Raw genomic sequence first — 22158 nt, forward strand, 5'->3', positions numbered from 1 at the left:
TCAAACGCCTCTCAAATTGCCCCAGATCAGGGTGTGGAGCTGCGGCAAAACCGTCGGGGTGAACCAACGGTCTCTGGAGACCTTATCGATCAGCCAGCGCATGCGCTCCATGATGCCGTTGATGTCGATCGGATCGTCGATTGCTGTCGGGCCAGGCGGCGTGTGATTGCCAGGCTGCAGGTAGAGGGGCAGCTCGGGATAACGGGCGGCCAGATCCCGGGCATAGGCATAATCCGTGTCGTCGAAGATCACGGTTTTCAGCACTGTCTGTGTTTCGGGGCCAGCCGCCTCAACACATTCGGCAAGCTTTTGCCAATCTGTCTCCATGCCGCTGGAGGGGGGTTTGGGGCTCAATGTCAGGACATCGAGTGCCGCAAACCAGTCCTTGGCGATGCTGCCCTGGGTTTCCAGAGCAAACCGGTAACCGTCCCGCTTGCCCAGTTCAATCAAGGAACCAAGCGGCTGGATCGCCGGATTGCCGCCGGAGAGCGATATCATCAGCGGTTTGCCTCCGCTCAGGATGTCGATCTGCATCAAGATCGCCTGCGGTGTCATCGGGTGCCAGTCGTCTCGATAGGCGCTGTCGACGGCGTGCAGCGTATCGCACCAGGAACAGCGGTAGTCGCAGCCGCCAGTGCGCACAAAAATGGTTGGCTGACCGATCAGGGCGCCCTCACCCTGGATCGTCGGGCCGAAGATTTCATTGACGCGTATGGTGCCGATGGTCATGACCAAGCCTCCACAGGAACGTAGGAAATTGGCCGGTATTCGGCGCAAGTTTTTGGGGTTTCTCGAACACGGACCGCAGTTGTCTCGGCCCATTTTGCCGCACACCAGTCAAAGAGGTGCTTGGCTATCCGTTCGGCTGTTACACAGTCATCACCCAAAACATCGTTGAGATGCCGGTGATCGAGCGTGTCATCGATGTAGGTTTTCAGCGCTTTCAGTTCGTTATAGTCGCGCACAAAGCCGACCTGGTTCAGCTCTTCCGACATCAGTTCCACTTCAACAATATAGTTGTGCCCGTGGAATCGGGCGCAGGGGTGATCGTCAGGCAGGCCCATGAGCTGATGGGAGGCGGAGAAATGGAACTCTTTGGTGATCCTAAACATCACATGCTCCCTTCCAGAAATCGGGATCCGCATAGGTGGTCGGATCATCGACCTTGGCCAGGTGGAAGGCTTCCCGTCGTTCGACGCAGGTGCCGCATCGCCCGCAATGGATCTCGCCGCCCTTGTAGCAAGACCAGGATTTGGTGTGGTCCACGCCAAGCCGCGCGCTCTCGGCAGCGATATCAGCTTTGCTGAGATGTACATACGGCGTGTAGAGCTTGATCTCGCCCATGCCTTCCAACGCATAGCGCTGCATGTCTTCAAAGCTCTCGGTGAAGGCTGGCCGGCAATCCGGATAGATGAAATGATCGCCGCCATGAACAGCCGTCGCGACTGCCTCAGCACCCCGGGCCGAAGCAATGCCGTAGGCAATGGTCAGCATGATCGCGTTGCGGTTCGGCACAACGGTGATCTTCATGGTGTCTTCGGCATAATGTCCATCAGGCACATCGATATCATCGGTCAGTGCCGAGCCGGAAAGCTGGCGGCCGATATCGGATATATTGATCAGGATATGCTCGGTGTTGAGCGTTTCGGCACAGGTATTCGCATAGTCCAGCTCCTTCTTGTGGCGCTGTCCATAGTCGAAAGAAATGAGGCCGATCAGCTTGTTTTCTTGCGCAACCTTGTGCGCAAGGGTGACGGAATCCATTCCGCCGGAACAGATGACAAGTGTTTTCAACGTTTGGTCCCTTGTTTTCGCTGTGGACGTTCGTTGAAACGCCCGTCACCGGGTAGGCTGCGACCGGTGGCTCACCTTCACGGCAAGCGGCGCGCCTTATAACAGGCTTTTTCGAAAAGGGAAGGTTTTTGCGGGGTTTTTGGGTTAAGCCCAGATCGCCATTCTGAGGCCTTTGCAGTCGCGCTGATAGTTTGCCGGGAAAGGCTCGGCCTCACCAAGCAAGATCCGTTCGGCAATCAGGCTGTTGGCGGCGGCATCCAGAAGATCGTCGCGGCCACAGCTTTTGGGTGGTTTCTGATTAAGAAAATCCTTCGGCAGGCCTTTAGAGACCAGAAGATCCCGGCGCTGGTCGAGACCTTCAGGATTGGCCCGGCTCTTGACCTTTTTAGGCAGGCTCATCTCGGATTCGCCGTTGAGCCGCCAGAAGGCCAGCTCTGGATGAACTTCATAGATCCGCTCCTCCAGCTTCGGCGTCATCAGCGCATCGATTTCCCGAATTTTGGGGAACAGATAGAAACACTGCTTGGAGACTTTCCTGGGCGGATTTGAGGTTTTCAGGGCTGTCTCGCAGGAGGCCAGATACTCGGTCTCATAAACGGCCGCGCGGGAGGGAACCGAGAACACCGAAGACTGGCGCATACCGAGATGTTTGCGGACTGCCTTTTCCGCACCGCGCCCATCGGATCCGAGTTTGTCAGGCAAGCCGATCGGCATATCGACGGCAATGATCTTGAGCTCGGGCTGATACCTCAGCAGATCAGAAAACTCGGAGAAGAGGTGGAGTTTGAGGTCTTCAGGATCATTCAAGTTCCGAATAACAGCGATCCAACCAGCCTTACAGCCGTCGACCCCGGCTAGCCAGTGTGGCTCGCCCTCAGGCACGGACCCTGGCTTCCATCACCCGGCGTGTGTTGACCAGGGCTAAAGCCTGCACCACCGACTGCTGTTCCTCCGCGAACAGCAATTCATCCGCACCTTTTTTGACGCTTCTTGCGACCAGCTCAAAGACAGAAGCGGACGCCCGCTTGAGTGCCTCCTCGTCGTCCAAACCGGCGAGGTGGCCTGCCAGGAACAACCCGGCAATCAGATCGCCTGTTCCGTGTGGCGGATTGGGAATGGCGGCATGTTCGGCGGCAACGGCGCCCTTGGGACCAACCAGGAGATTGGCAATCGCATTGCGCCGGAGTGCGGGCGAGGATGTCACCAGAACTCGTTCGTTGCCCAGAGAGCGAGCTGCCGATAGAGCTTCCAATTCGCTGGTCACCTCCCGGCCGGTCAACCAGCCAAGCTCGAAGGAATTGGGTGTGACGATATCTGCGAGTGGCACAAGATCATCCCGGATCGCCTGTGCGGTGGCCTTGGGCACATATAGCCCGCCGCCTGAGGCGCTGGTGTGGTCTCCAAGAACCGGATCACAGAGATACGGGGTCTCCGGATTGGCGGCTTTCACAGCCTTAACCAGTTTGGCAATGGCATTGGCTTGTTCCGGGGCTCCGAGATACCCGGTTATAATTCCACCGAGCTGGCCAAGTTTGCCGGAAGCGGCCAAGTCTTCTGCAATCGCGTCAAAATCAGCGGTGGGCGGCACAATGCGCGTCGCCATTCCGTGACCGGGATGCCAGGGCAACAGAATGGTGGGCAGGAACCAGACATCATGGCCGATCCGCTCCAGCGCAAAGGTCAGCCCCCGGCCAGAAATTCCGCCGCGCACCACTTGCGACGTGATGACGAGGATCGGCTTCTTCGCAGGCTCAGACCCGCCATGCGGCTGCATCATGACACCCTCTCTCAAGTCGGATTATTCGGCGGCGTCCGTCGTGGACGTTTTGCCAGTGCCATAGCGTTTTTCGATGTAATCGAGAACCATCTGCTTGAAGTCATCCGCAATGCCCTCACCGCGCAAGGTGGTGGCCTTTTCGCCGTCAATGAAAACAGGTGCGGACGGCGTTTCGCCAGTTCCAGGCAGGGAAATGCCGATGTCGGCATGCTTGGATTCGCCCGGCCCGTTGACGATGCAGCCCATGACCGCAACGTTCAGGGCTTCAACACCCGGATACTGCTCCCGCCATTTCGGCATGGAAGTGCGGATGTGATCCTGAATGTCTTGTGCAAGCTCCTGGAAAACCGTCGAGGTCGTCCGGCCGCAGCCCGGACAGGCTGCCACGACTGGCACAAAGGCGCGGAACCCCATGACTTGAAGAAGTTCTTGCGCAACTTGCACTTCCCGAGTGCGGTCGCCGCCCGGTTCCGGGGTCAAAGACACGCGGATTGTGTCGCCAATGCCCTGCTGCAGCAAGATGCCCATGGAGGCCGCGGACGAGACGATGCCTTTGGTTCCCATACCGGCTTCGGTGAGGCCCAGGTGGAGCGCGTAGTCGCAGCGCCGGGCGAGATCTGCATAAACGGCGATCAGATCCTGCACCTGGCTGACTTTCGCGGACAGGATGATCTTGTCCCGGCCCATGCCAAGGTCTTCGGCGCGCTGGGCAGACAGCAAACCGGACTGAATGATGGCTTCGCGCATGACCGCGCTGGCGGAGACCGGCGTGCTGCTCTCTGCGTTTTCATCCATCAGTTTGGTCAGAAGTTCCTGATCCAAAGAGCCCCAATTGACGCCGATGCGCACCGCCTTGTCGTGTTTTTGCGCGATATCGATGATTTGGGAGAATTGCGTGTCGCGTTTGGCCTTGAAGCCGACATTGCCCGGATTGATCCGGTATTTATCGAGGGCTGCCGCGCAGTCCGGATAATCGGTGAGCAGCTTGTGGCCTATATAGTGAAAGTCGCCGACCAGCGGCACGGTCACACCGATCCGCTCCAGCCGTTCCTTGATGTAAGGCACTTGGGCAGCCGCTTCGGCCCGGTCGACGGTTATCCGAACGACCTCGGATCCGGCCCTGGCAAGGGCAGACACCTGCGCAACCGTTGCATCGGCATCCGCAGTGTCGGTGTTGGTCATGGATTGAACGACAATCGGCGCATCACCGCCCACCATGACGGAACCAACCTTCACGCCTACGGATTTGCGGCGGGGCAGTTGTTTTGCGAAATCATCAATCATGGCGGAGCTGACCGGTTGTCTATCTTAAGCTCCCATATGTGGAAGCGACCCTTGATTTTCCAGCGCATCAATAGGGGCTCTTCTGAAAAAGGGCAATGGCATGGGGCTGCTTTGCCATATGGATCAAGCAATGACCAGCCTTGCGTCAGGTTTGCCAGGCACTTATGACGTGTGCGGGTAGTGGCGGCTGATTGCACACCAGATATTTGTATGGAGCAAAGAATTTATGTTGAAGCGTTTGCTGGGCGATAGTGTCGCTCTTGTCTTTGGTAATCTCGAAACCGTCTTCAAGATTTGCGGCACATGGTTTGTGCTGCAATTTCTGGCTTTTGGAATACTGTTCCTGCTGATCGCAAACAGCTCAGCTGCATTTTTCCTCGCATTTATTCCTGTTCTTGCGATTACCCTGGCTGCGTCTGCCAGCATTGCGGTTGCCTGGCACCGCTTCGGTCTATTGCATGAATACCCCACCACATTTCATCTGAAACTCGGCGCGCTTGAAGGCCGGCTTATTTTGAAATCTTTGATCCTGACCTTGATGATGGTTGGCTGTGTGTTTTTTGTCGGAGTGGTTCAGGCCCTAACAGGATCCTCGGTGGTAGCGGGTTTAGTCGGGATTCTTATAGCTCTTTTTGGCGTACCCGTGTTTCTGAGGTTCTCCTTGATCTTACCTGCAACAGCAGTTGATCATCCGATCAGTATTGGAGAGGCCTACAGCATTAGCCGGGGCCTTGGGTGGCGGATGTTCGTCGCCATCTTCATTCTATCACTCCCTTTTGCCCTCATTAGCGAAGCACTGGCTTATCTTTTGAAACTGTCAGAGGGCGGTCTCCCGGTTATTCTTATTCAATTAAAAGTCGTTATCTTGAATGTGCTCTCACAGATCATTTTGATGGTGTTGAGTATCTCAGTCCTCACAAGCGGTTTCCGGATCGCAATGGAGCGCGAAGCGACAAAAGCTCAGGCCTAAGTTGAGTGGGCGAATTGGAGATATCTTTCGTCCTTTGTTTCACGAAAGGCGTCTCCAATGCATACACACGACCTAGCAGTTTCCGTGTGACTGACTATCTTGAGTAAGAACCGGCAATTCGGGGGCACGAGATGTTCATTACAGTGTTGGAACGGTCGCTCGCTTTAGCGCAGCACAATGTGGCGACACTGTTCAAAACTGGCTGGGCCTACATTCTTGTCCTGGTGGCACTCAATTTCTCGATTGGCTCGTCTCTTATGCCGGAGGAGGGCTTCAAAACCATCTCCTATATGACCGAACCAGTTGAAACTGTTGATGAAGGTGCGCTGCGGGCACTCGCCGGTTTTGCCAATCTTCTGGTCGGCTTTTCCATTGCAATTGCCTTTGTGCGCCGGATCTTGATCGATGCCCGGGATTTCCCCCTCTATGTTGGGCCAAGGACGTTCAAAGTCATCATCAATCAGATTGTGTTGAACCTGATTGGTGGGCTGTCCTTGATCCCATTGGCGATCCTTGCGACCATGCTGGCTGCGGTAACCGGTGGGTTCGGTCTCCTAGCATTTCTGGCAGCCCCTTTCATTGCCTTGATGGTGATGCAGAAATTCTCGCTTGTCCTCCCGGCCGCAGCGGTTGATGACCCACTCACCTTCAAAGAAAGTTGGCGGGCCACCAACGGCCTGGGTTGGGCGATGGCCTTTGCAGCGCTGGTCATGAGCTTGCTGGCCGCAGTTCTTGTTGGAGCATGGGCGCTGTTCCTGAACCTCACAGAAATGGTTTTTGCGGCCAATGCACTCTGGCAGCAGATCAGATCAGCGGTCTTTCCCATGGGCACCATGTTGATCCTTGTATGGGTGTTCTCCAGCCTGCATGCCACTTATTACGGCCTGATCCGCGAACGGTTTGCCACACGCATTGGATTGAAGGCTGAAGATCTCCAGCAATTTGAGGAGACCCGGAGCGCAGCTGAGGTCCGGAACCGCTCCCGGGCGCGCAAAGCCTTGGCGGGTGCGCGGCTGGTGCGCCGGCGCTGACGCGCAATTCAAACGGATCTGACGCCCAGTTGATCCTGTATTGCCCTGATAGAGGCCTTAACGCACATTCTCATGTTGCAGTGCGGTGAAAACTGGTCAAAAGTCCCGCCAGCACATTTCAATCAATTTCCGGAGGATTTCATGATGCTCGCCAACAAAACCGCCGTCGTAACAGGGTCTACATCTGGGATTGGTCTCGGCTGTGCCCGCGCTTTTGCCGAGCAAGGCGCCAATGTTGTCATCAACGGCCTAGGCGATGCGGATGAAATCGAAAAGACCCGGGCGGCGATCGAAGCCGATTTTGGTGTCAAATGCCTCTACTCGCCGGCGAATATGCTTAAGGGAGATGAGATCGCCGGCATGATCAATGATGCCCAGAAGGACTTCGACTCGGTCGATATTCTGGTCAACAACGCCGGCATCCAGCACGTGTCTCCGGTTGATGAATTTCCGATCGATAAATGGGACGCGATCATCGCGATCAATCTGTCTTCCGCTTTTCATGCAATCCGCGCGGCTTTGCCGGGTATGAAGGAAAAGGGCTGGGGCCGGATTATCAACACCGCCTCCGCGCATGCTTTGGTCGCCTCCCCTTATAAATCAGCCTATGTGGCCGCCAAACATGGGATTGCCGGCCTCACCAAAACCGTTGCGCTGGAAGTCGCCGAACAGGGCATCACGGTCAACGCGATCTGCCCGGGATATGTCTGGACACCGCTTGTTGAAGCGCAGATCCCGGACACCATGAAAGCACGCAACATGACCGAAGAAGAGGTCAAAAAGGACGTGATGCTGAAAGCTCAGCCGACCAAACAGTTCGTGTCTATCGAACAAGTTGCCGGATATGCAGCGTTTCTGTGTTCGGACACTGCCTCTTCCATCACCGGCTCGGTTTTGCCGATCGATGGTGGCTGGACCGCGCAGTAAGTATTCGACCTAAATGTTGCCCACGGGAGCCGGTTGATTGATGTCAGACCCAAAGAAAATCAATCTAGCCCTTCAAGGTGGAGGTGCTCACGGTGCCTTCACCTGGGGGGTGCTCGATTGGTTTCTAGAGGACAGCCGCTTTGTGCTGGACGGCATTACCGGCACATCCGCAGGCGCAATGAACGCGGTCGTTTTGGCCAGTGGCCTTGAATCGGGCGGCGAAGACGGGGCGCGGCAGCATTTGGAAACCTTCTGGCGCGAAGTCAGCGATGAAGCGCGCCATAGCCCCATACAGCGCTCGCCGTTGGATGTGCTTCTGGGGCATTGGAGCCTCGATTACTCACCGAGCTATCTTTATTTCGATGTGCTGTCCCGTTTTGCATCGCCCTATGAATTCAATCCGCTCAACTACAATCCATTGCGTGACGTGGTCGCGCGGATGGTGGACTTCGACAAGGTGCATTGTTGCTCCGGCCTCAAACTCTTTATAGCCGCGACCAATGTCTTCACCGGCAAGATCCGGGTGTTTAGCGAAAAGGAAGTGACACTCGACGCGGTGATGGCCTCGGCTTGTCTGCCGCAGCTCTATCAGGCTGTTGAGATTGACGGTGAACCTTATTGGGACGGCGGGTATATGGGCAACCCGCCGCTCTATCCTTTGTTTTACGAGACCGGCACGCCGGATGTGGTGCTTATTCAAATCAATCCGATCGAGCGCCGCGAAGTACCGCGTACGGCCCGGGAAATCGTCAACCGTCTGAATGAAATCACCTTCAATTCCACACTCCTTCGGGAATTGCGGGCGATTGATTTTGTCACCCGGCTGATCGAAGATGGTAAACTCGATCAAAACGAATACACGAAAGTTCATTTGCACCGCATTGCAGCCGATGAACTGAAACCGCTCCAGGCATCGTCTAAAATGAACGCGGAATGGGAGTTTTTGACCCATTTGCGCGATGTCGGCCGACAAACGGCCAAAGATTGGCTCGACCGTCACTTTGATGACATCGGTGTACGGTCAACCATCGATCTACGCGAGGAAATCTCGTGAAGAACCTTTACGATACAGCCGCTAATTAACCGGCCATTAAGGCTGTTTGCACGCCGCCTCGCAAATTGCAATGCAGCACATCTGAACAATCTCTAAACAATATCAGCATCTTGTGCTCGGCAATGTGTCCGAATCTATATCTTGCGCCCAATGGGCCGAAAACCAATTGGCAAGGCTTTTGCTCCATATATGGCACGCTGATTGTCAGGTAGTGCGTCGTCAGCGATCTGAAAGATGGAAGAAGCAGGCACTTGCGACCCCGCCTGTTTCTTCCCTTTCGCCCAACGCGCATTAAATTCCCTTGATCTTATTGCCGTAATTTTAGACTTTTCCGAGTATCTGCTGGATTGTGGCCCTTCAACTGCGGTTGAGCGTGCTTATGTCTTAAGGAACGCGGATAAAGGATCTGGAATGACACATCTGGTTTCAAAATGTTTTGCGGGAAGTGTTGCTGTTCTGGCACTTGCTGGATCTGCCTGGGCCTCTGACATGGATCCGCGCGCATCGGAAATGATGGTGAAGGGCGGTTGTCCGGGCTGTAATCTAAATCTGGCAGAGATGCGTGGGTTTTCACTCAAAGAAGCAGACTTTAAAGGCGCAAAACTGCGGGAAGTCGATCTGAAAGAAGCTAAAGTCCCGAACTCAAATTTCAGCGGTGCCGATCTCCGGCGGACCGAGGCCGAGCGGGCTGATTTTTCCTCCAGCGACTTTACAGATGCAGCCATGCGGGCTGTCGATCTGGAGAAAGCCAACTTAACGAGCGCGACATTTGAAGATGCGGATTTGCGTGACGCAGATTTAAATGCAGCGCAGCTAACAGGCGCAGATTTTACTGGCGCCGACTTGCGCAATGTCACGCTCATCAGAGCGATTGCTCAAAATGTCTCCTTCGAGGGCGCCAAGATGGATGGCGCAAATCTGGAACGTGTTGATCTGTTGAACGCCAATTTCCGCAATGCGCGGATGCGCAACGTCAAGCTGGACCGGGCAAAAGCGATCAATGCCGATTTTTCCGGTGCTGACCTTTCCGGCGTTCGGCTGGTGAGCAGCAATCTGGCTGGCGCCAATCTGACAAATGTAAATTTTGAGGGTGCGCTTTTGCGCAGGACTCGCTTGAAAGGAGCTGATCTTACCGGCGCCTACAATTTGGATCAGGACCGGATTCTTGGGGCTTGCGGCGATGAAACCACCAAGCTGCCGTACGGCATCACACTGGAAGCGTGTTCCTACTAATCCTGTCTAAAGTCTAGATAAAAAGGCCGGGCGCCTATTTTGGAGCCCGGCCTTTTTCATTGCGTATCTTATTCAGCGGACGTCGAGAAAACCGATGATTTTCCGAACGTCCTTCAAGACCGGCTCGGCAATCGCAGACGCGTTTTCCGCCCCCTCTTTCAAAACCTGATCGATCTGCGCCGGATCGCTGGTTAGGCGGCGCATTTCATCAGTCATTGGAGCCAGTTTGGCAACTGCAAGGTCGGAAAGAGCCGGTTTGAAGGCAGAGAACTGCTGACCGCCGAACTCGTTCAGAACCTCTTCTTTTCCTGTCCCATTCAGAGCCGCATAGATGCCAACGAGGTTGTCTGCTTCGGGGCGTCCTTCCAGACCGTCGGTTTCGCTCGGCAATGCGTCCGGATCAGTTTTGGCCTTCTTGATCTTCTTGGCGATGGCATCGGCATCATCTTTCAGATTAATGCGCGACAGGTCCGACGGATCGGACTTGGACATTTTTTTGGTGCCGTCACGCAGAGACATGATCCGGGTCGCCGGGCCGGCGATCATCGGTTCAGTGATTGGGAAGTACAGTTCATCCGGCAGTTCCGGCGACGGCGTTGGATTCGGAACACCGATGCCAAGATCTTTGATCCGATCCCCAAAGTCATGATTGAACTTCGTGGCGATGTCGCGCGTCAGTTCTAGATGCTGTTTCTGATCGTCACCAACCGGAACATGGGTGGCCCGGTAGGCCAGAATGTCAGCGGCCATCAGGTTTGGATAGGCGAACAGACCAACAGACGCGTTTTCCCGGTTCTTGCCAGCCTTTTCTTTGAACTGTGTCATTCGGCTGAGCCAGCCCATGCGGGCGACGCAGTTGAAAATCCAGGCAAGCTCCATGTGCTCGCGGACCTGCGACTGATTGAAGATGATCGATTTTTTCGGATCAATCCCCGCGGCTATGTAGGCGGCGGTCACTTCGCGAGTGGCACTGGCCAGCTCGTTCGGGTCCGGAAATCCGGCTGTGATCGCATGTGAATCCACGACACAGAAAATCGCCGGCATCTGGTCCTGCAGCGGAACCCAGCGCGAAACGGCGCCAAGGTAGTTGCCAAGGTGGAGATTGCCAGTCGGCTGAACGCCTGAAAAGACACGGGGCTGGAACGCCGTCATTTTTGTTCCCTTATTGGTGCGGCCGGTTGGAAGGGCGCTGTGAGTGTTTGGGCGCGACGGGTTTAGGCCCGACTGTGCATTGATGCAAGCGAAGAAGAGTGAATGTGTTGCGTTTGCGTCTTAGGTGTTGCGCCGCTTCAACGATTTAGCGAGGCCAATCAGATCGCTGCCGCCGCTTAACTGGGCAAAGAGCGCGAACGTCAGGATCCCGATTAGAACGAGCAGCCCAAGACTGACAACGCGCAACAGCAGCCAACCGTTGCTCAGGTATGGTGCCAGGACGTCAGCTGCAAAATGGATGACGATGCCCATCAAAAGGCTTGCCAGTAACACTAGAACCAGCTTTTTCAGAACTGTGACATCCGGGGCAAAGTGACCCCGTTTCCATAATACGATGATCAGCAGCCCCGTGTTCACCCAGCCGGCTAGCGTGGTGGCGAGCGCGATGCCGACGTGTTGCAGATAGGGAAAGAAGGCGACCGACAACACAACATTCACAATCATGCCGACGGCCGCGAATTTCATGGGGGTCTTGGTGTCTTCGCGAGCGAAATACCCAGGTGAAAACACTTTGTTGAGCACAAAGGCGGGCAGTCCGATCGAGAACGCCATCAGGGCCGCTGATGTTCCCTCAACAGCAGTTTCATCGAACCGGACCCGCTGGAAGAGGACATAAACGATCTCGTGAGGAATGACCGCCAGGGCAATAGCAGCAGGCAAGGTCAACACAAGCGAAAATTCCAGAGAACGGTTGAGTGTCTTTTGATAGGCAGCTGTTTCACCGGATCGGAGTTGCCGGGTCAGGCTCGGAAGAAGAACGACACCAATTGCAATGCCGATCACACCGAGGGGCAGCTGATAAAGCCGGTCGGCATAATAAAGCAGCGCATTGGCGCCTTCCTGTAACGACGCGATAATCTGGCCAACAGCGATGTTGATCTGGGTGACACCTCCGGCAACAACGCCTGGAATACCCAGTGCGAGCAGGCGTTTAGCCGATTTGGTGTAGCGGGGCCGGTAGACTGGAATTCTAAAACCAAGGCGCTTCAGATCGATGACGACAACAGTAAGCTGAACAATCCCGCCCACCGTGATACCGATTGTGAGGATTACGCCAAGTGTCGTGCTGTCCTCGACACCAAAATAAAGAACTCCTCCAAGCACTAGCCCCATCACGACATTCAGCATCACAGGGGCGAAGGCCGCTGCTGCAAAACGCTGATAAGTGTTCAAAATGCCGCCAATAAAGGCGAGCAGGGACATGAAGATCAGATAGGGAAAGGCGATCCGGGACATCAAAACCGTTAGATCGAATTTCTCCGGATCCGACGCGAACCCCGGTGCCAGTCCCCACACAACAAATGGCATAAAGATTTGAGCCAGCGCCGTGAGGGCCAAAAGGCAGAATAACAGTGCAGCGCCAATTTCCCCGGCAAAACGTCGGGCGCCCTCTTCACCTTCCTCTTCGACGGTCCGTCCGAAGAGCGGAATGAACGCGGAGTTGAAAGCCCCTTCGGCAAAAAGCCGGCGGAACAAATTGGGCAAACGGAACGCCACAACAAAGGCGTCGGCGACTGGTCCGGCGCCGACTGCAGCAGCCAAGAGCACATCGCGGACAAAACCAAGGACGCGGCTCATCAAAGTGGCCCCGCCGACTGTCGCAAAATTTCGAACCAGGTTCATGCCTGCAAGGCTCCAGGGTGTTCAGATCTTGGCGGGATTTAAGATGCTTGTCGGCGGAGTTTGCGTGCAACGGGTGCCGCCGGGTCCAGTTCGACAACACCGTCCACAGCGGCGCAAAGCCGTTCGCGGATGATTTCCTGGCGGCCAATATTGGCGATTTTCTGACCCGTCAGATCAGTCACATAAAACACATCGACAACCTTTTCGCCGAAAGTCGAAATATGAGCTGAGCCGATGTTGAGATTGAGGGTCGCAATCGAACGGGTGAGGTCATAGAGAAGACCTGGGCGGTCCAGCCCAGAAATCTCAAGAACCGTATAATCATCTGATAGCGTGTTGTTGAGCAAAACTTCGCTGGCAACCTTGAAGGCTTTCATCCGGCCTTTTACGGAGCTCTTCTTGGCCACGGGCTCCGGTATACGTTCCTCACCCCGAAGTGTTTTTTCGATAAGTCCGGCGATGCGCTCACCGCGGCGCCGTTCATCCTCATCATCTGGCAACTCACGGCCGATGAAAATCGTATCGAGAGCAAACCCGTCGGTGGTGGTGTCGATCTGGGCATCGACAATGTTGGCACCTGTCGAGTAACAGGCCCCCGCAATCACCGACAGAAGGCGCGGGTGGTCCGGCGCCATGATCGTCAATTCGGTGACACCTTCAAAGGACCGTGGGATCACATTGAACGACAGTTGTTCGCCCTTTTGATCGGCCTTGTGCAGCAATTCGGCATGAGCAACAAGCCGGTCATGTTCGGTTCGCAGCCAATAGGCTGGATAGTGGCGTTTGAGGTAGCTTTTCCGGCTTTTTTCCGGCCAGTGATCCAGTTTGGCCACCAGCTCTTCCTTGGCCTGTTCAATGGCTTGTCCATGGGACATTTTTGAATGGCCGCCGGTTAAATGCGGCTCCGCGGCATAATAAAGCGTGCGCAATAATTGGCCTTTCCAGCCATTGAAGACGCCCGGGCCGACCGCGCGGATGTCGGCCACAGTCAGGATCAGCAGCAGTTTCAACCGCTCGTGAGACTGCACGGTATTGGCAAAGTCCTGGATCGCCTTGCGATCGGACAAATCGCGAGACTGTGCAATCGTGCTCATGTCGAGATGGTGTTCAATCAGCCAGGCAACCGTTTCGGTTTCCGCACTGTTCAGGCCGAAGCGCGGGCACAGCTTGCGCGCCACTTTGGCTCCAGCGATGGAGTGATCTTCCGGCCTGCCCTTGGCAATGTCATGCAAAAACATCGTCACATAAAGTAGCTTGCGGTTCTGCAAAGAGCGGATCAACTCAGTCGAGAGAGGGTGATCTTCGCCGGAATCGCCACGCTCAATTTCGGACAGGACGCCAATTGAGCGGATCAAATGCTCATCCACTGTGTAGTGGTGATACATGTTGAACTGCATCATCGCGACAACTTTGCCAAATTCGGGCACAAACCGGCCAAGTACGCCGGTTTCGTTCATCTTGCGCAAGATCTTTTCCGGTGTGTTGCGCGAGGTGAGCACCGACAGGAACAAGCGGTTGGCTTCCGGGTCGTTGCGCAGATCGTTGTTGACCAGCTTCAGCGAATGCCGGATGAGCCGTGTCAGGCGTGGATGCATCTTGTAGTCGTGTTTGTCCGCCAGCTGGAACACACGCAGGATGTTGACGGGGTCTTTCTCGAAAATCGTATCGGCAGTGACGCTCAGCCGGTTGTTTTCTACGGTGAAACCCGATGCGCCTTTGACCGGCTTTGGCGCATGTTCCGAGCGGCCAACCCTCAGTCGGCGCATGATGCCCGAAAATCCACGTCCGCGCGGATCTTTAACATGTTCGTCTTCCAAGGCTGCACACAGGATCCGGGTCAGATCCCCAACTTCCTTAGCGACCAGGAAGTAGTGCTTCATGAAGCGTTCGACATCCTTCATACCCGGATGCTGGGTGTAACCAAGCCGGACCGCGATCTCCCGCTGGACATCAAAGGACAGGCGTTCTTCCGGGCGGTTGGTCAAGAAATGCAGGTGACAGCGCACGGCCCAGAGGAAATCCTCTGCCATTTTGAAACGGGATTTTTCGGCCCGGTTCAAGACACCGATCTTCACCAATTCAGACTGGCTGGATACCTGGTAGTGGTATTTGGCGATCCAGAAGAGGGTGTTGAGATCGCGCAGCCCCCCCTTGCCTTCCTTGATGTTCGGCTCGACCAGATACCGCGACGTTCCCTGGCGCTGATGGCGCTCGTCCCGTTCTTTCAGTTTGGCTTCGATGAACTCAGAGCTGGTGCCTTCCACCACTTCCTTGTCATAGCGTTTGATCAGTTCATCAAAAAGCGGCTGGTCGCCCCAGATATAGCGAGCTTCTAGAATGGCGGTCCGGATCGTCATATCCGACTTTGACAAGCGGATACATTCATCAATGTTGCGGGTTGCGTGACCAACTTTGAATCCGAGGTCCCAGAGCATGTAGAGAATATACTCGACAACCTGTTCGCCCCAGGGGGTTTGTTTGTAAGGCAGCACAAACAGAAGATCGATGTCTGAGCCCGGCGCCAGCGTGCCGCGGCCATATCCGCCGACCGCCACCACGGACATGCGTTCCGCCGCAGATGGGTTTGTAATCCGATAAACATGATAGAGGGCGAAATCATAAATCACCCGGATCAACTCATCCTGGATGTGGGATAGGCGCCGGGCACACAAAAGTCCGCCGCCGTCTTCTCCAAGCCGCTCTTCGGCAATCTTCCGGCTGTCCTTGACGACGGACTTCAGCTCACTGAGCACAGCCATGCGTATTTTTGAATCGGACCCATCCCCGTCCGTGGCTGCAGTAAGAGCGGTCAACCGGTTTCTAAGGCCGTCCGCATCTATCAATCCGGCGAGAGCTTCTTGAGTGGATTTCATACCGGTCAAAGTCTTTCATTCAGTGAGGCAATTCGGCCATGCTGCGGGTTATAAAGCGCCGATCATAAGGACATGTAAACTCTTACAGGCATGGATAGCCATGCTTCAAATGTCGTCTTTTGCCGCCGCAACGCGCAATTGATGCAAAAGCGCGTTCAGAGATTCATCGGACAATCCGCCGATTTTTAAGGCAAGCTGATTGGCCAATTCCGTGGCCTTTGGGCTCATCCCGGCCGTGTCGATGGTAATTCTCGGGTCAGACAGTTCGGCCAGCCGCTGGATCTCTTCCGCTTCGTCCCAAATCACGTTGAAATAGGCAATAATCCGTTGCACCAAAAACCAGGTCGGCTTGCCGCGTTTGCCGTGTTCCAAAGCGGATAGGTAAGCGCTCGACACAGAGAGAGCCGCGGCCATTTCCTTCAAGGAAACACCTCGTTTGGTTCGAAGTTCGCGGATTTTGGCTCCAAGAGGTGTCACGTTTTCACCGCCGTTTTCTTATCCGCACATAAAGCGCACCCGAACCGCCGTGGCGCACATGAGCTTCTTCATATCCAGCAACAAGGTGGCGCACATCCGGCATTGCCAGCCATTGTGGCACCATTCTGCGCAAAACACCGCGCTCGTCCATATAGGCATAACCCGGACCTCCGCCCTTCCCAGTGATCACAAGGATTAATTTGTGACCGCGAGCCTGGGCTTCATACAAGAAACCGCGCAAGCGGTCATGAGCCCGGTCCTGGGTCATGCCATGAAGGTCAATTCGGGCATCGATTTGCTTGACGCCTCGTACCAGTTTTTTCCGGTAACGGTATTCGAGCTGATGCAGTGGCGGTGGAGCTTTCGGTTTGAGCGGCTCCGGTGGATGAATGGCGGTTGCCGTCTTAATGCTCTTTCCAGTCTTCTGGGGCGCATCATCAACTGTGTGAAGCAGGTCTTCCATTTGCGCTTTGGCTCGCTCGGCATCCAGCGGTGTTGTTGTCCGGGTAACTTTGCCCCAGAGTTCCCGGTCTTCGGGTGAGAGAACACCTTTTTTGCCGCGCTTGCTCATCCGGTCAGTCTTCCCGGCCTTTAAGCGATGCGGCAGCCGATTTGGGTACCAACACCGTAAAGACGGCTTTGTGACGGATTTCTCCGGCGATTCGGCCAGCAACCTCGCCAGAGCCGATAAAAACATCACCGCGGCCGTGGCCTTTGATCGCTGAACCCGTGTCATCAGCAACCATCAGGCGCTGAAATGACTGGTCAGGCGCGTCCGGATCCTCAAATCCAGCCCTGACGAAAACCGGCATTCCATATGGCAGAGAGCTGTCGTCAACCGCGAGGCTGCGACCAGGGACAAGCTGTAGGCTGGCGGCGCCAATGGGGCCAAGATCTGGGCCGGTTTCCGTGACCTTTCGGAAAAAGATGTACGACCGGTTTTCCTTGAACAGAGCGTCGCGTTTATCTGGATTCTCTTCCAGCCAGTGCCGCAGGCCCGACATCGTAAAGTCTTCCGGTGTGCCTTCGCCTCTTTGGACGAGAAGCTTGGCAATCCCGGAATAAGGATGGCCGGTTTTACCGGCATAGCCGACCCGCATGGTGCTGCCGTCCGTCAGTTTGAGCCGGGCCGACCCTTGAACGTGGATGAAATAAGCATCAATGGGGTCTAGCCAGACCAATTCCAGGGCTTCATCGACCAGAGCGCCGTCCATGATGGCCGCCCGGTCCGGCATTTCGTTCAAGGTTCCTTCAAACAAACGGCCATGGCTGAGATGTTTGGGCCAGCCTTTGGGCTGTTCTTTCTCTGGCACATGAACCAAGCCATCCGGCTTTTGAAGCAGCGGAACGGAAAATCGGCCAGTCTTTTCCCGGGATGCAGAAACTTCCGGTTCGAAGTATCCGGTGACAAAGCCATTTTGGCGGATTTGAAAAGGCTCGAAGTGATTTTCGAAAAAGATACGGGCGTCGGTGGCCTCATGCGCCGCTGCACACAGGATCTGTTTTTTTTCCTGGTTCAACCGGAAAAGATCTTTGGAATCAACCGCCCGGGCATCCGGCCCGCAAAACCTTAAAAAAGCAGCAAGTGCCGCCTGATGATCGTCCTTGGCCCAACCGGCAAGATCTGCAAACCGGACCGGGGTCAGATCATCTGATTGAAGCGGGCTTTGCGCCATTGCAATTACAGGTCCTGCAACAAAAAGAGACGCGGCCAAAGCCGCGCCCTTCATACATCGTGCCACGCCGGACGGCTGCGGTTTCCCGGAGACGCCAGCTGGATAACTCACGGATTTACTCTGCGGATTCGGTCGCGACCAGCTTCCAATTCGGATCCCGCGAGGCGGTGTCGCGTGCAAAGGTCCAGATGTCGATAACTTCCGTGACTTTGGCCGGATCGCCGTCGACCACCTCGCCGTCTTTGTCGCGCGTTGCGGAAATCAGCTGGCTGTGGATCTTGACAGTCACCTGAGCCGTAGTGCCTTTCAGGGCCGCTTCAACTATTTCCGCCTTGTCGATACCGACGAAGGTGGATTCGATGGTTTCCCCTCGCTTAACCCGGTCATCAATGGCGGCGCTAAACCCATCATACACATCGCGCGACAGTAGGTTCTTGAGAGCCTTTTTGTCACCATCGGCAAAAGCCATGACGATCATTTCATAAGCGGCTTTAGCCCCTTGAATGAAGGGCTCCGGTTCAAAGCTGCGGTCAGCAGAAAGGATCTGCTTCAGCGCGCTGTTGAGGGCAGTCCCGGCCGGAGCCACTTTGTCGATGATGACTTCACCATCTTCCTCCTGGCGGGCCGCGCCCATATCATCATAGTCATCTGGGGACTGCTGGCCTTGGTTCGGCAATGGAATGACATTGTCCTGGCCATTGGCCTGCCCGTTCGGCTGTTCGGGCTTGGAATAAGGATCAAACGGCGGGCGCTCCTCGCCGGTGCGCTTTCCCAGGACAGAGCGCAGTCGAAACAAAATAAAGACCGCAAGTCCCAAGAGCAGTAGATTTAGGGGATCAAAAATTTCATTCATCTTCTGTTCCGGCTACCCTTTCAAGGGCTGCAAGGCCGCCCCCGACTTGTTTCGCAAGGCCCGCGTTCAACGCTTGGGTCTTAAACTTCCTATGTAGGAGGTTCTTCAATCAGCATCCAGACCCAAGAGCAAGACCGAAATTGGGACTAGTGCACATTCATTGCGACTGCCAGCTCGCATTTTTGTGACACAATGTCTACCTTCACGTATGAAACCGAGTTGTTCACCACCCTAGCAGACGATGGAGCTTCCGTGGGACTTTATATCATAGCAGGAATTATTCTCCTGCCGCTGATCGAAATCTCTGTTTTTATTTGGATTGGCGAAATCCTAGGTGTTTTGCCGACGATTCTGCTGACTGTGCTCACTGCTATGGCCGGCACGATCATGCTGCGTCATCAGGGCTTGTCACTTTTGATGCGCATGCAGCAGGAACTGGACGGTGGCCGCGCGCCGGGCAATGAGGTGATGCAAGGCGCAATGATCGTTTTGGCCAGCATTCTTTTGCTGATCCCGGGATTTGTGACCGATGCCATTGGTTTGCTGCTTTTTATTCCCCCTATCCGGGAGGCTTTGGCGCAATTCATTATTGCTCGTTCCAATGTTGTCATCATGGAGGGTAGCAGCATGCACCGGCGGCCGGATGATCATGTTGTGGATCTCGATGCAGAAGATTGGACCGAAGCCCAAAACAGCTCGAGAAACGGAAATGAGGCCGGTCAACCGCGGATCAGCCCCTGGAATGACGGTTCTGAAAAGCCAAACTCTTAAGAAAGTCCGGGTAGTCTTGAACAAAATTCACTGAAACGTGACTGCGCTGTATGCGTAATTTTTACCAGTTGCGCGTTAGACCGGCTTTTCTTGCAGTTCGCGGAACAGGAAACCGGACATGATCCAGGCTCGGCGCGTCGATTGGGTAGATACCGCAAAAGGCATTTGCATCATCTTTGTTGTGATGATGCATTCCGTGCTCGGAGTTGAGGCCGCGGCTGGTGAAAAAGGCTGGATGCATGCCGTGATCGCATTCGCTGCGCCTTTCCGCATGCCGGATTTCTTTCTAATTTCGGGGCTCTTCCTGTCGAACGTCATTGCACGTGACTGGAAGCTCTATGCCGACCGGAAAGTCGTGCATTTCGCTTACTTTTATGTGCTTTGGATGACCATCCAGTTCATTGTAAAAGCGCCGGTCTTTGCCGATGAAATGGGCGCAGCTGGCGCGCTCCAGTTCTATTTTGTGAGCTTCGTTCAGCCGTTTGGCACGCTGTGGTTCATTTACATGCTGCCGGTCTTTTTCGTGGTCTGCAAGATCGCCCATGACAAGGGCATTCCCTGGCAGCTGATGCTCGGTGTTGCTGCACTTTTGCAGATCGCACCGATCCACACCGGCTGGCTTTTGGTCGACGAATTCGCCTCGCGTTTCGTTTTTTTCTATGCTGGCTATATTTTTGCACCGAAAATTTTTGACCTGGCCGATTGGGCCCGCGAACGGGTGGCCTTGAGCCTGGTTCTGCTTCTGGTCTGGGGCTTCGTGAATGGTGCTCTGGTTTTCGCGGGCTGGTCCGCGTTGCCCTTTGTGTCTCTGGCGCTGGGCGCGGCTGGCGCCGGGGCGATCATCCTGACCAGCACATTGATCGTCAAAGCAGGCAGCATGGATTTCTTGCGCCACTTTGGTGCGAATTCGATTGTTATCTATCTGGCGTTCTTCTTCCCGATGGGTGTGTCCCGCGTGATCCTGTTAAAGCTTGGTGTGTTGGACATCGGCACCATATCGCTGATCGTGAATATTGTTTCGGTGATTAGTCCGATGATCCTGTTCTGGCTGATCCAGAAAACCGGGTTCGGCTGGTTCCTCTTCAAGCGGCCAAAATGGGCCTATTTGGGTGGAACTTTCGGACGGAAGACGGCTCCGCAGCCAGCGGAGTGATCGCACAACCTGTCAAGTCTGTTTTTCGGGGTTGTCTGGTGCAGCGCGCTCGGACATGAAAGGTGTCCCGCCTAAGATTATCCCTCTCAGATGGTTCAGACATGAGTACGATTGAAGAAAGCCTCGCAAAGCACGGCATAAAGTTGCCACCTGCTCCAAAGGCGCTTGGAAACTTTGCCCCTTATCTGGTCGACGCGCCCTATCTCTATATTTCCGGCCAGATATCTGCAGATCTAAATGGAAAGCCGATTACCGGCCAGATTGGCGGCGAAACCACAATTGAGCACGGCTATCAGGCCGCTCGGTTCTGCGCGATCAATCTTTTGGCACGCGCAAAGGCCGCACTTGGCGATCTCAATCGGATCGAACGGCTGATCAAGCTTGGCGCTTTCGTCAATGCCCAACCCGGGTTCAGCCAGCATCCAAAGGTGGTCAATGGAGCGTCTGACTTTATGACCGAGGTGCTTGGCCCCGAAAAAGCAGGTCATGTGCGGTTTGCGGTGGGCAGCAGCTCTCTGCCATCCAACGCGAGTGTCGAGATCGAGGCAGTGTTTCGCATTTCAACCTAAACGCCAAAAGTCCGTTTTGGCTTTGCTCAACGCGGAACGTTCGAACGCTTTTTTGAATAGTCGCGAGCCAGATATTTTGTGCCGATTTCCCGAAGCAGCTTGCGGGTCATGGCCGTCTGATAGTCGTCATAACTGGCTGTGACTTCGACAAAGGCGCCAGGGCCCCGGATGACCTTTTCAGCGAAATAATCGTCCGTGCGTTCGTCGTTCAAGATGACGAGTGCATTGACCGTAACGTTTAGAAAGCTCGCATCCCGGTAGGCGATTTCTGGTTCAAAACCGGTGTTGTTGGCACCGTCCGAAGAGACATCAATGACGAGGCGCTGACAGGGACTGGGCGCGTTTCTCAAGACTTTTGAGCCATGCGCAAGGGCATAGCCCAGAGCTGTCATGAATTCCTTGTGGCTGCGGGTGTTGCCAGCCAATTCGGCGGCCGCGGCTGCAACGGAATTTTCTCCAGTCAAAAACCGCCAGTCCAGCAGGGTCTTTTGCTGATAGTGGCCGCTCCATTCAAAACTGGAAAACCAGATCCCACCAACGGAGTTGATGGCTTCTACAACCAAAGGATCTTGAAGCGCGTTCGCCAGACCGGTCAGCTGGAGATCATATTCTCTCGCATCGACACTGGCCGAAACATCCAGGGCAACAACAAGGGCTAGGGAACACGGTTCTGCGTGAGCACTTGAAGGAAAGACCAACAGGCTTGCGGCAAGAAACATCCCTGCCAGCCGGTTCGGCCGGAAGCTTGGTGTTTTGGATCGGCAGTTGGCTGGCATTTTGGCCATGACCGGTGAGCCTTCGACCGGGCAAAATTTCTCATGTTTGGAACTGAGGAACTTTACAGCTCGGCTATCGACTTGGGCAAATCACAAGTCAGAAAG

At 55.0% G+C, this 22158-nt stretch carries 22 protein-coding genes; 8 read left to right on the forward strand and 14 right to left on the reverse strand.

Going from position 1 to position 22158, the window contains the following annotated elements:
• From queE to ispG, 6 genes are all read right to left on the reverse strand, one after another.
• Positions 1 to 729 carry a 7-carboxy-7-deazaguanine synthase QueE gene (gene queE / locus ACOOFE_RS27045; protein WP_420412881.1) on the reverse strand — a complete coding sequence of 243 codons (729 nt, stop codon included), beginning with the start codon at positions 727 to 729 and terminating at the stop codon, positions 1 to 3.
• Positions 726 to 1112 carry a 6-carboxytetrahydropterin synthase QueD gene (queD, locus tag ACOOFE_RS27050; protein WP_141184312.1) on the reverse strand — a complete coding sequence of 129 codons (387 nt, stop codon included), beginning with the start codon at positions 1110 to 1112 and terminating at the stop codon, positions 726 to 728. The genes queE and queD overlap by 4 nt, the downstream gene beginning before the upstream one ends.
• On the reverse strand, positions 1105 to 1794 hold the full coding sequence (gene queC / locus ACOOFE_RS27055; RefSeq protein WP_420412882.1) for a 7-cyano-7-deazaguanine synthase QueC: 690 nt from the start codon (positions 1792 to 1794) through the stop codon (positions 1105 to 1107). Before queC ends, queD begins: the two co-directional genes overlap by 8 nt.
• A 144-nt stretch (positions 1795 to 1938) precedes the next feature.
• A complete protein-coding gene (locus ACOOFE_RS27060) occupies positions 1939 to 2676 on the reverse strand; it encodes a DUF429 domain-containing protein (protein ID WP_420412883.1) in 738 nt (245 codons plus the stop codon).
• Entirely contained in the window at positions 2669 to 3571 is a 903-nt protein-coding gene (pdxY, locus tag ACOOFE_RS27065) for a pyridoxal kinase (RefSeq protein WP_420412884.1), read from the reverse strand. Before pdxY ends, ACOOFE_RS27060 begins: the two co-directional genes overlap by 8 nt.
• A gap of 21 nt (positions 3572 to 3592) precedes the next feature.
• The gene (ispG, locus tag ACOOFE_RS27070; protein ID WP_420412885.1) at positions 3593 to 4855 is read right to left on the reverse strand and encodes a flavodoxin-dependent (E)-4-hydroxy-3-methylbut-2-enyl-diphosphate synthase; all 1263 of its coding nucleotides are present in this window, start codon (positions 4853 to 4855) and stop codon (positions 3593 to 3595) included.
• A 226-nt stretch (positions 4856 to 5081) separates the two neighbouring features.
• On the opposite strand from ispG, the gene ACOOFE_RS27075 reads away from it, so the two are divergent.
• From ACOOFE_RS27075 to ACOOFE_RS27095, 5 genes are all read left to right on the forward strand, one after another.
• Entirely contained in the window at positions 5082 to 5825 is a 744-nt protein-coding gene (locus tag ACOOFE_RS27075) for a hypothetical protein (RefSeq protein ID WP_420412886.1), read from the forward strand.
• Positions 5826 to 5956: 131 nt separating this feature from the next.
• Positions 5957 to 6856 (forward strand): 4-hydroxy-3-methylbut-2-en-1-yl diphosphate synthase, encoded by a 900-nt coding sequence (locus tag ACOOFE_RS27080; RefSeq protein ID WP_420412887.1) that lies wholly within the window; start codon positions 5957 to 5959, stop codon positions 6854 to 6856.
• Positions 6857 to 7000: 144 nt separating this feature from the next.
• The gene (locus ACOOFE_RS27085) at positions 7001 to 7783 is read left to right on the forward strand and encodes a 3-hydroxybutyrate dehydrogenase (RefSeq protein WP_420415646.1); all 783 of its coding nucleotides are present in this window, start codon (positions 7001 to 7003) and stop codon (positions 7781 to 7783) included.
• A 40-nt stretch (positions 7784 to 7823) separates the two neighbouring features.
• Complete coding sequence (locus ACOOFE_RS27090; protein ID WP_420412888.1) at positions 7824 to 8837, forward strand: patatin-like phospholipase family protein; 1014 nt, start codon at positions 7824 to 7826, stop codon at positions 8835 to 8837.
• Between the two features lie 411 nt (positions 8838 to 9248).
• Positions 9249 to 10070, forward strand: coding sequence for a pentapeptide repeat-containing protein (locus ACOOFE_RS27095; RefSeq protein WP_420412889.1), 822 nt, complete (start codon positions 9249 to 9251; stop codon positions 10068 to 10070).
• A gap of 72 nt (positions 10071 to 10142) precedes the next feature.
• On the opposite strand, the gene trpS is transcribed toward ACOOFE_RS27095, so the two are convergent.
• The 7 genes from trpS to ACOOFE_RS27130 form a co-directional block, all read right to left on the reverse strand.
• On the reverse strand, positions 10143 to 11222 hold the full coding sequence (gene trpS / locus ACOOFE_RS27100; RefSeq protein WP_420412890.1) for a tryptophan--tRNA ligase: 1080 nt from the start codon (positions 11220 to 11222) through the stop codon (positions 10143 to 10145).
• Between the two features lie 120 nt (positions 11223 to 11342).
• Positions 11343 to 12905: a murein biosynthesis integral membrane protein MurJ gene (gene murJ / locus ACOOFE_RS27105; protein ID WP_420412891.1), complete on the reverse strand. Its 1563-nt coding sequence runs from the start codon at positions 12903 to 12905 to the stop codon at positions 11343 to 11345.
• A 38-nt stretch (positions 12906 to 12943) separates the two neighbouring features.
• Positions 12944 to 15778: a [protein-PII] uridylyltransferase gene (locus ACOOFE_RS27110; protein WP_420412892.1), complete on the reverse strand. Its 2835-nt coding sequence runs from the start codon at positions 15776 to 15778 to the stop codon at positions 12944 to 12946.
• A gap of 105 nt (positions 15779 to 15883) precedes the next feature.
• Complete coding sequence (locus tag ACOOFE_RS27115) at positions 15884 to 16255, reverse strand: helix-turn-helix domain-containing protein (RefSeq protein WP_420412893.1); 372 nt, start codon at positions 16253 to 16255, stop codon at positions 15884 to 15886.
• A 4-nt stretch (positions 16256 to 16259) separates the two neighbouring features.
• Positions 16260 to 16826, reverse strand: coding sequence for a Smr/MutS family protein (locus ACOOFE_RS27120; RefSeq protein ID WP_420412894.1), 567 nt, complete (start codon positions 16824 to 16826; stop codon positions 16260 to 16262).
• A gap of 4 nt (positions 16827 to 16830) precedes the next feature.
• On the reverse strand, positions 16831 to 18042 hold the full coding sequence (locus tag ACOOFE_RS27125) for a murein transglycosylase A (protein ID WP_420412895.1): 1212 nt from the start codon (positions 18040 to 18042) through the stop codon (positions 16831 to 16833).
• 4 nt (positions 18043 to 18046) lie between these two features.
• On the reverse strand, positions 18047 to 18784 hold the full coding sequence (locus ACOOFE_RS27130) for a Tim44/TimA family putative adaptor protein (RefSeq protein ID WP_420412896.1): 738 nt from the start codon (positions 18782 to 18784) through the stop codon (positions 18047 to 18049).
• A 192-nt stretch (positions 18785 to 18976) separates the two neighbouring features.
• On the opposite strand from ACOOFE_RS27130, the gene ACOOFE_RS27135 reads away from it, so the two are divergent.
• The 3 genes from ACOOFE_RS27135 to ACOOFE_RS27145 all read left to right on the forward strand — a co-directional run bounded on the left by ACOOFE_RS27135 (position 18977) and on the right by ACOOFE_RS27145 (position 21277).
• The gene (locus ACOOFE_RS27135; protein ID WP_420412897.1) at positions 18977 to 19555 is read left to right on the forward strand and encodes an FxsA family protein; all 579 of its coding nucleotides are present in this window, start codon (positions 18977 to 18979) and stop codon (positions 19553 to 19555) included.
• Positions 19556 to 19673: 118 nt separating this feature from the next.
• On the forward strand, positions 19674 to 20708 hold the full coding sequence (locus ACOOFE_RS27140; protein WP_420412898.1) for an acyltransferase family protein: 1035 nt from the start codon (positions 19674 to 19676) through the stop codon (positions 20706 to 20708).
• Positions 20709 to 20809: 101 nt separating this feature from the next.
• Positions 20810 to 21277, forward strand: coding sequence for a RidA family protein (locus tag ACOOFE_RS27145; RefSeq protein ID WP_420412899.1), 468 nt, complete (start codon positions 20810 to 20812; stop codon positions 21275 to 21277).
• Between the two features lie 26 nt (positions 21278 to 21303).
• Here the strand turns inward: ACOOFE_RS27145 and ACOOFE_RS27150 are convergent, their stop codons facing one another.
• The gene (locus ACOOFE_RS27150) at positions 21304 to 22062 is read right to left on the reverse strand and encodes a DUF1194 domain-containing protein (protein WP_420412900.1); all 759 of its coding nucleotides are present in this window, start codon (positions 22060 to 22062) and stop codon (positions 21304 to 21306) included.
• Positions 22063 to 22158: the final 96 nt, after the last annotated feature.

The sequence above is a fragment of the Roseibium sp. genome, assembly GCF_965216085.1.
In the GTDB taxonomy this organism is placed as follows: Bacteria; Pseudomonadota; Alphaproteobacteria; order Rhizobiales; family Stappiaceae; genus Roseibium.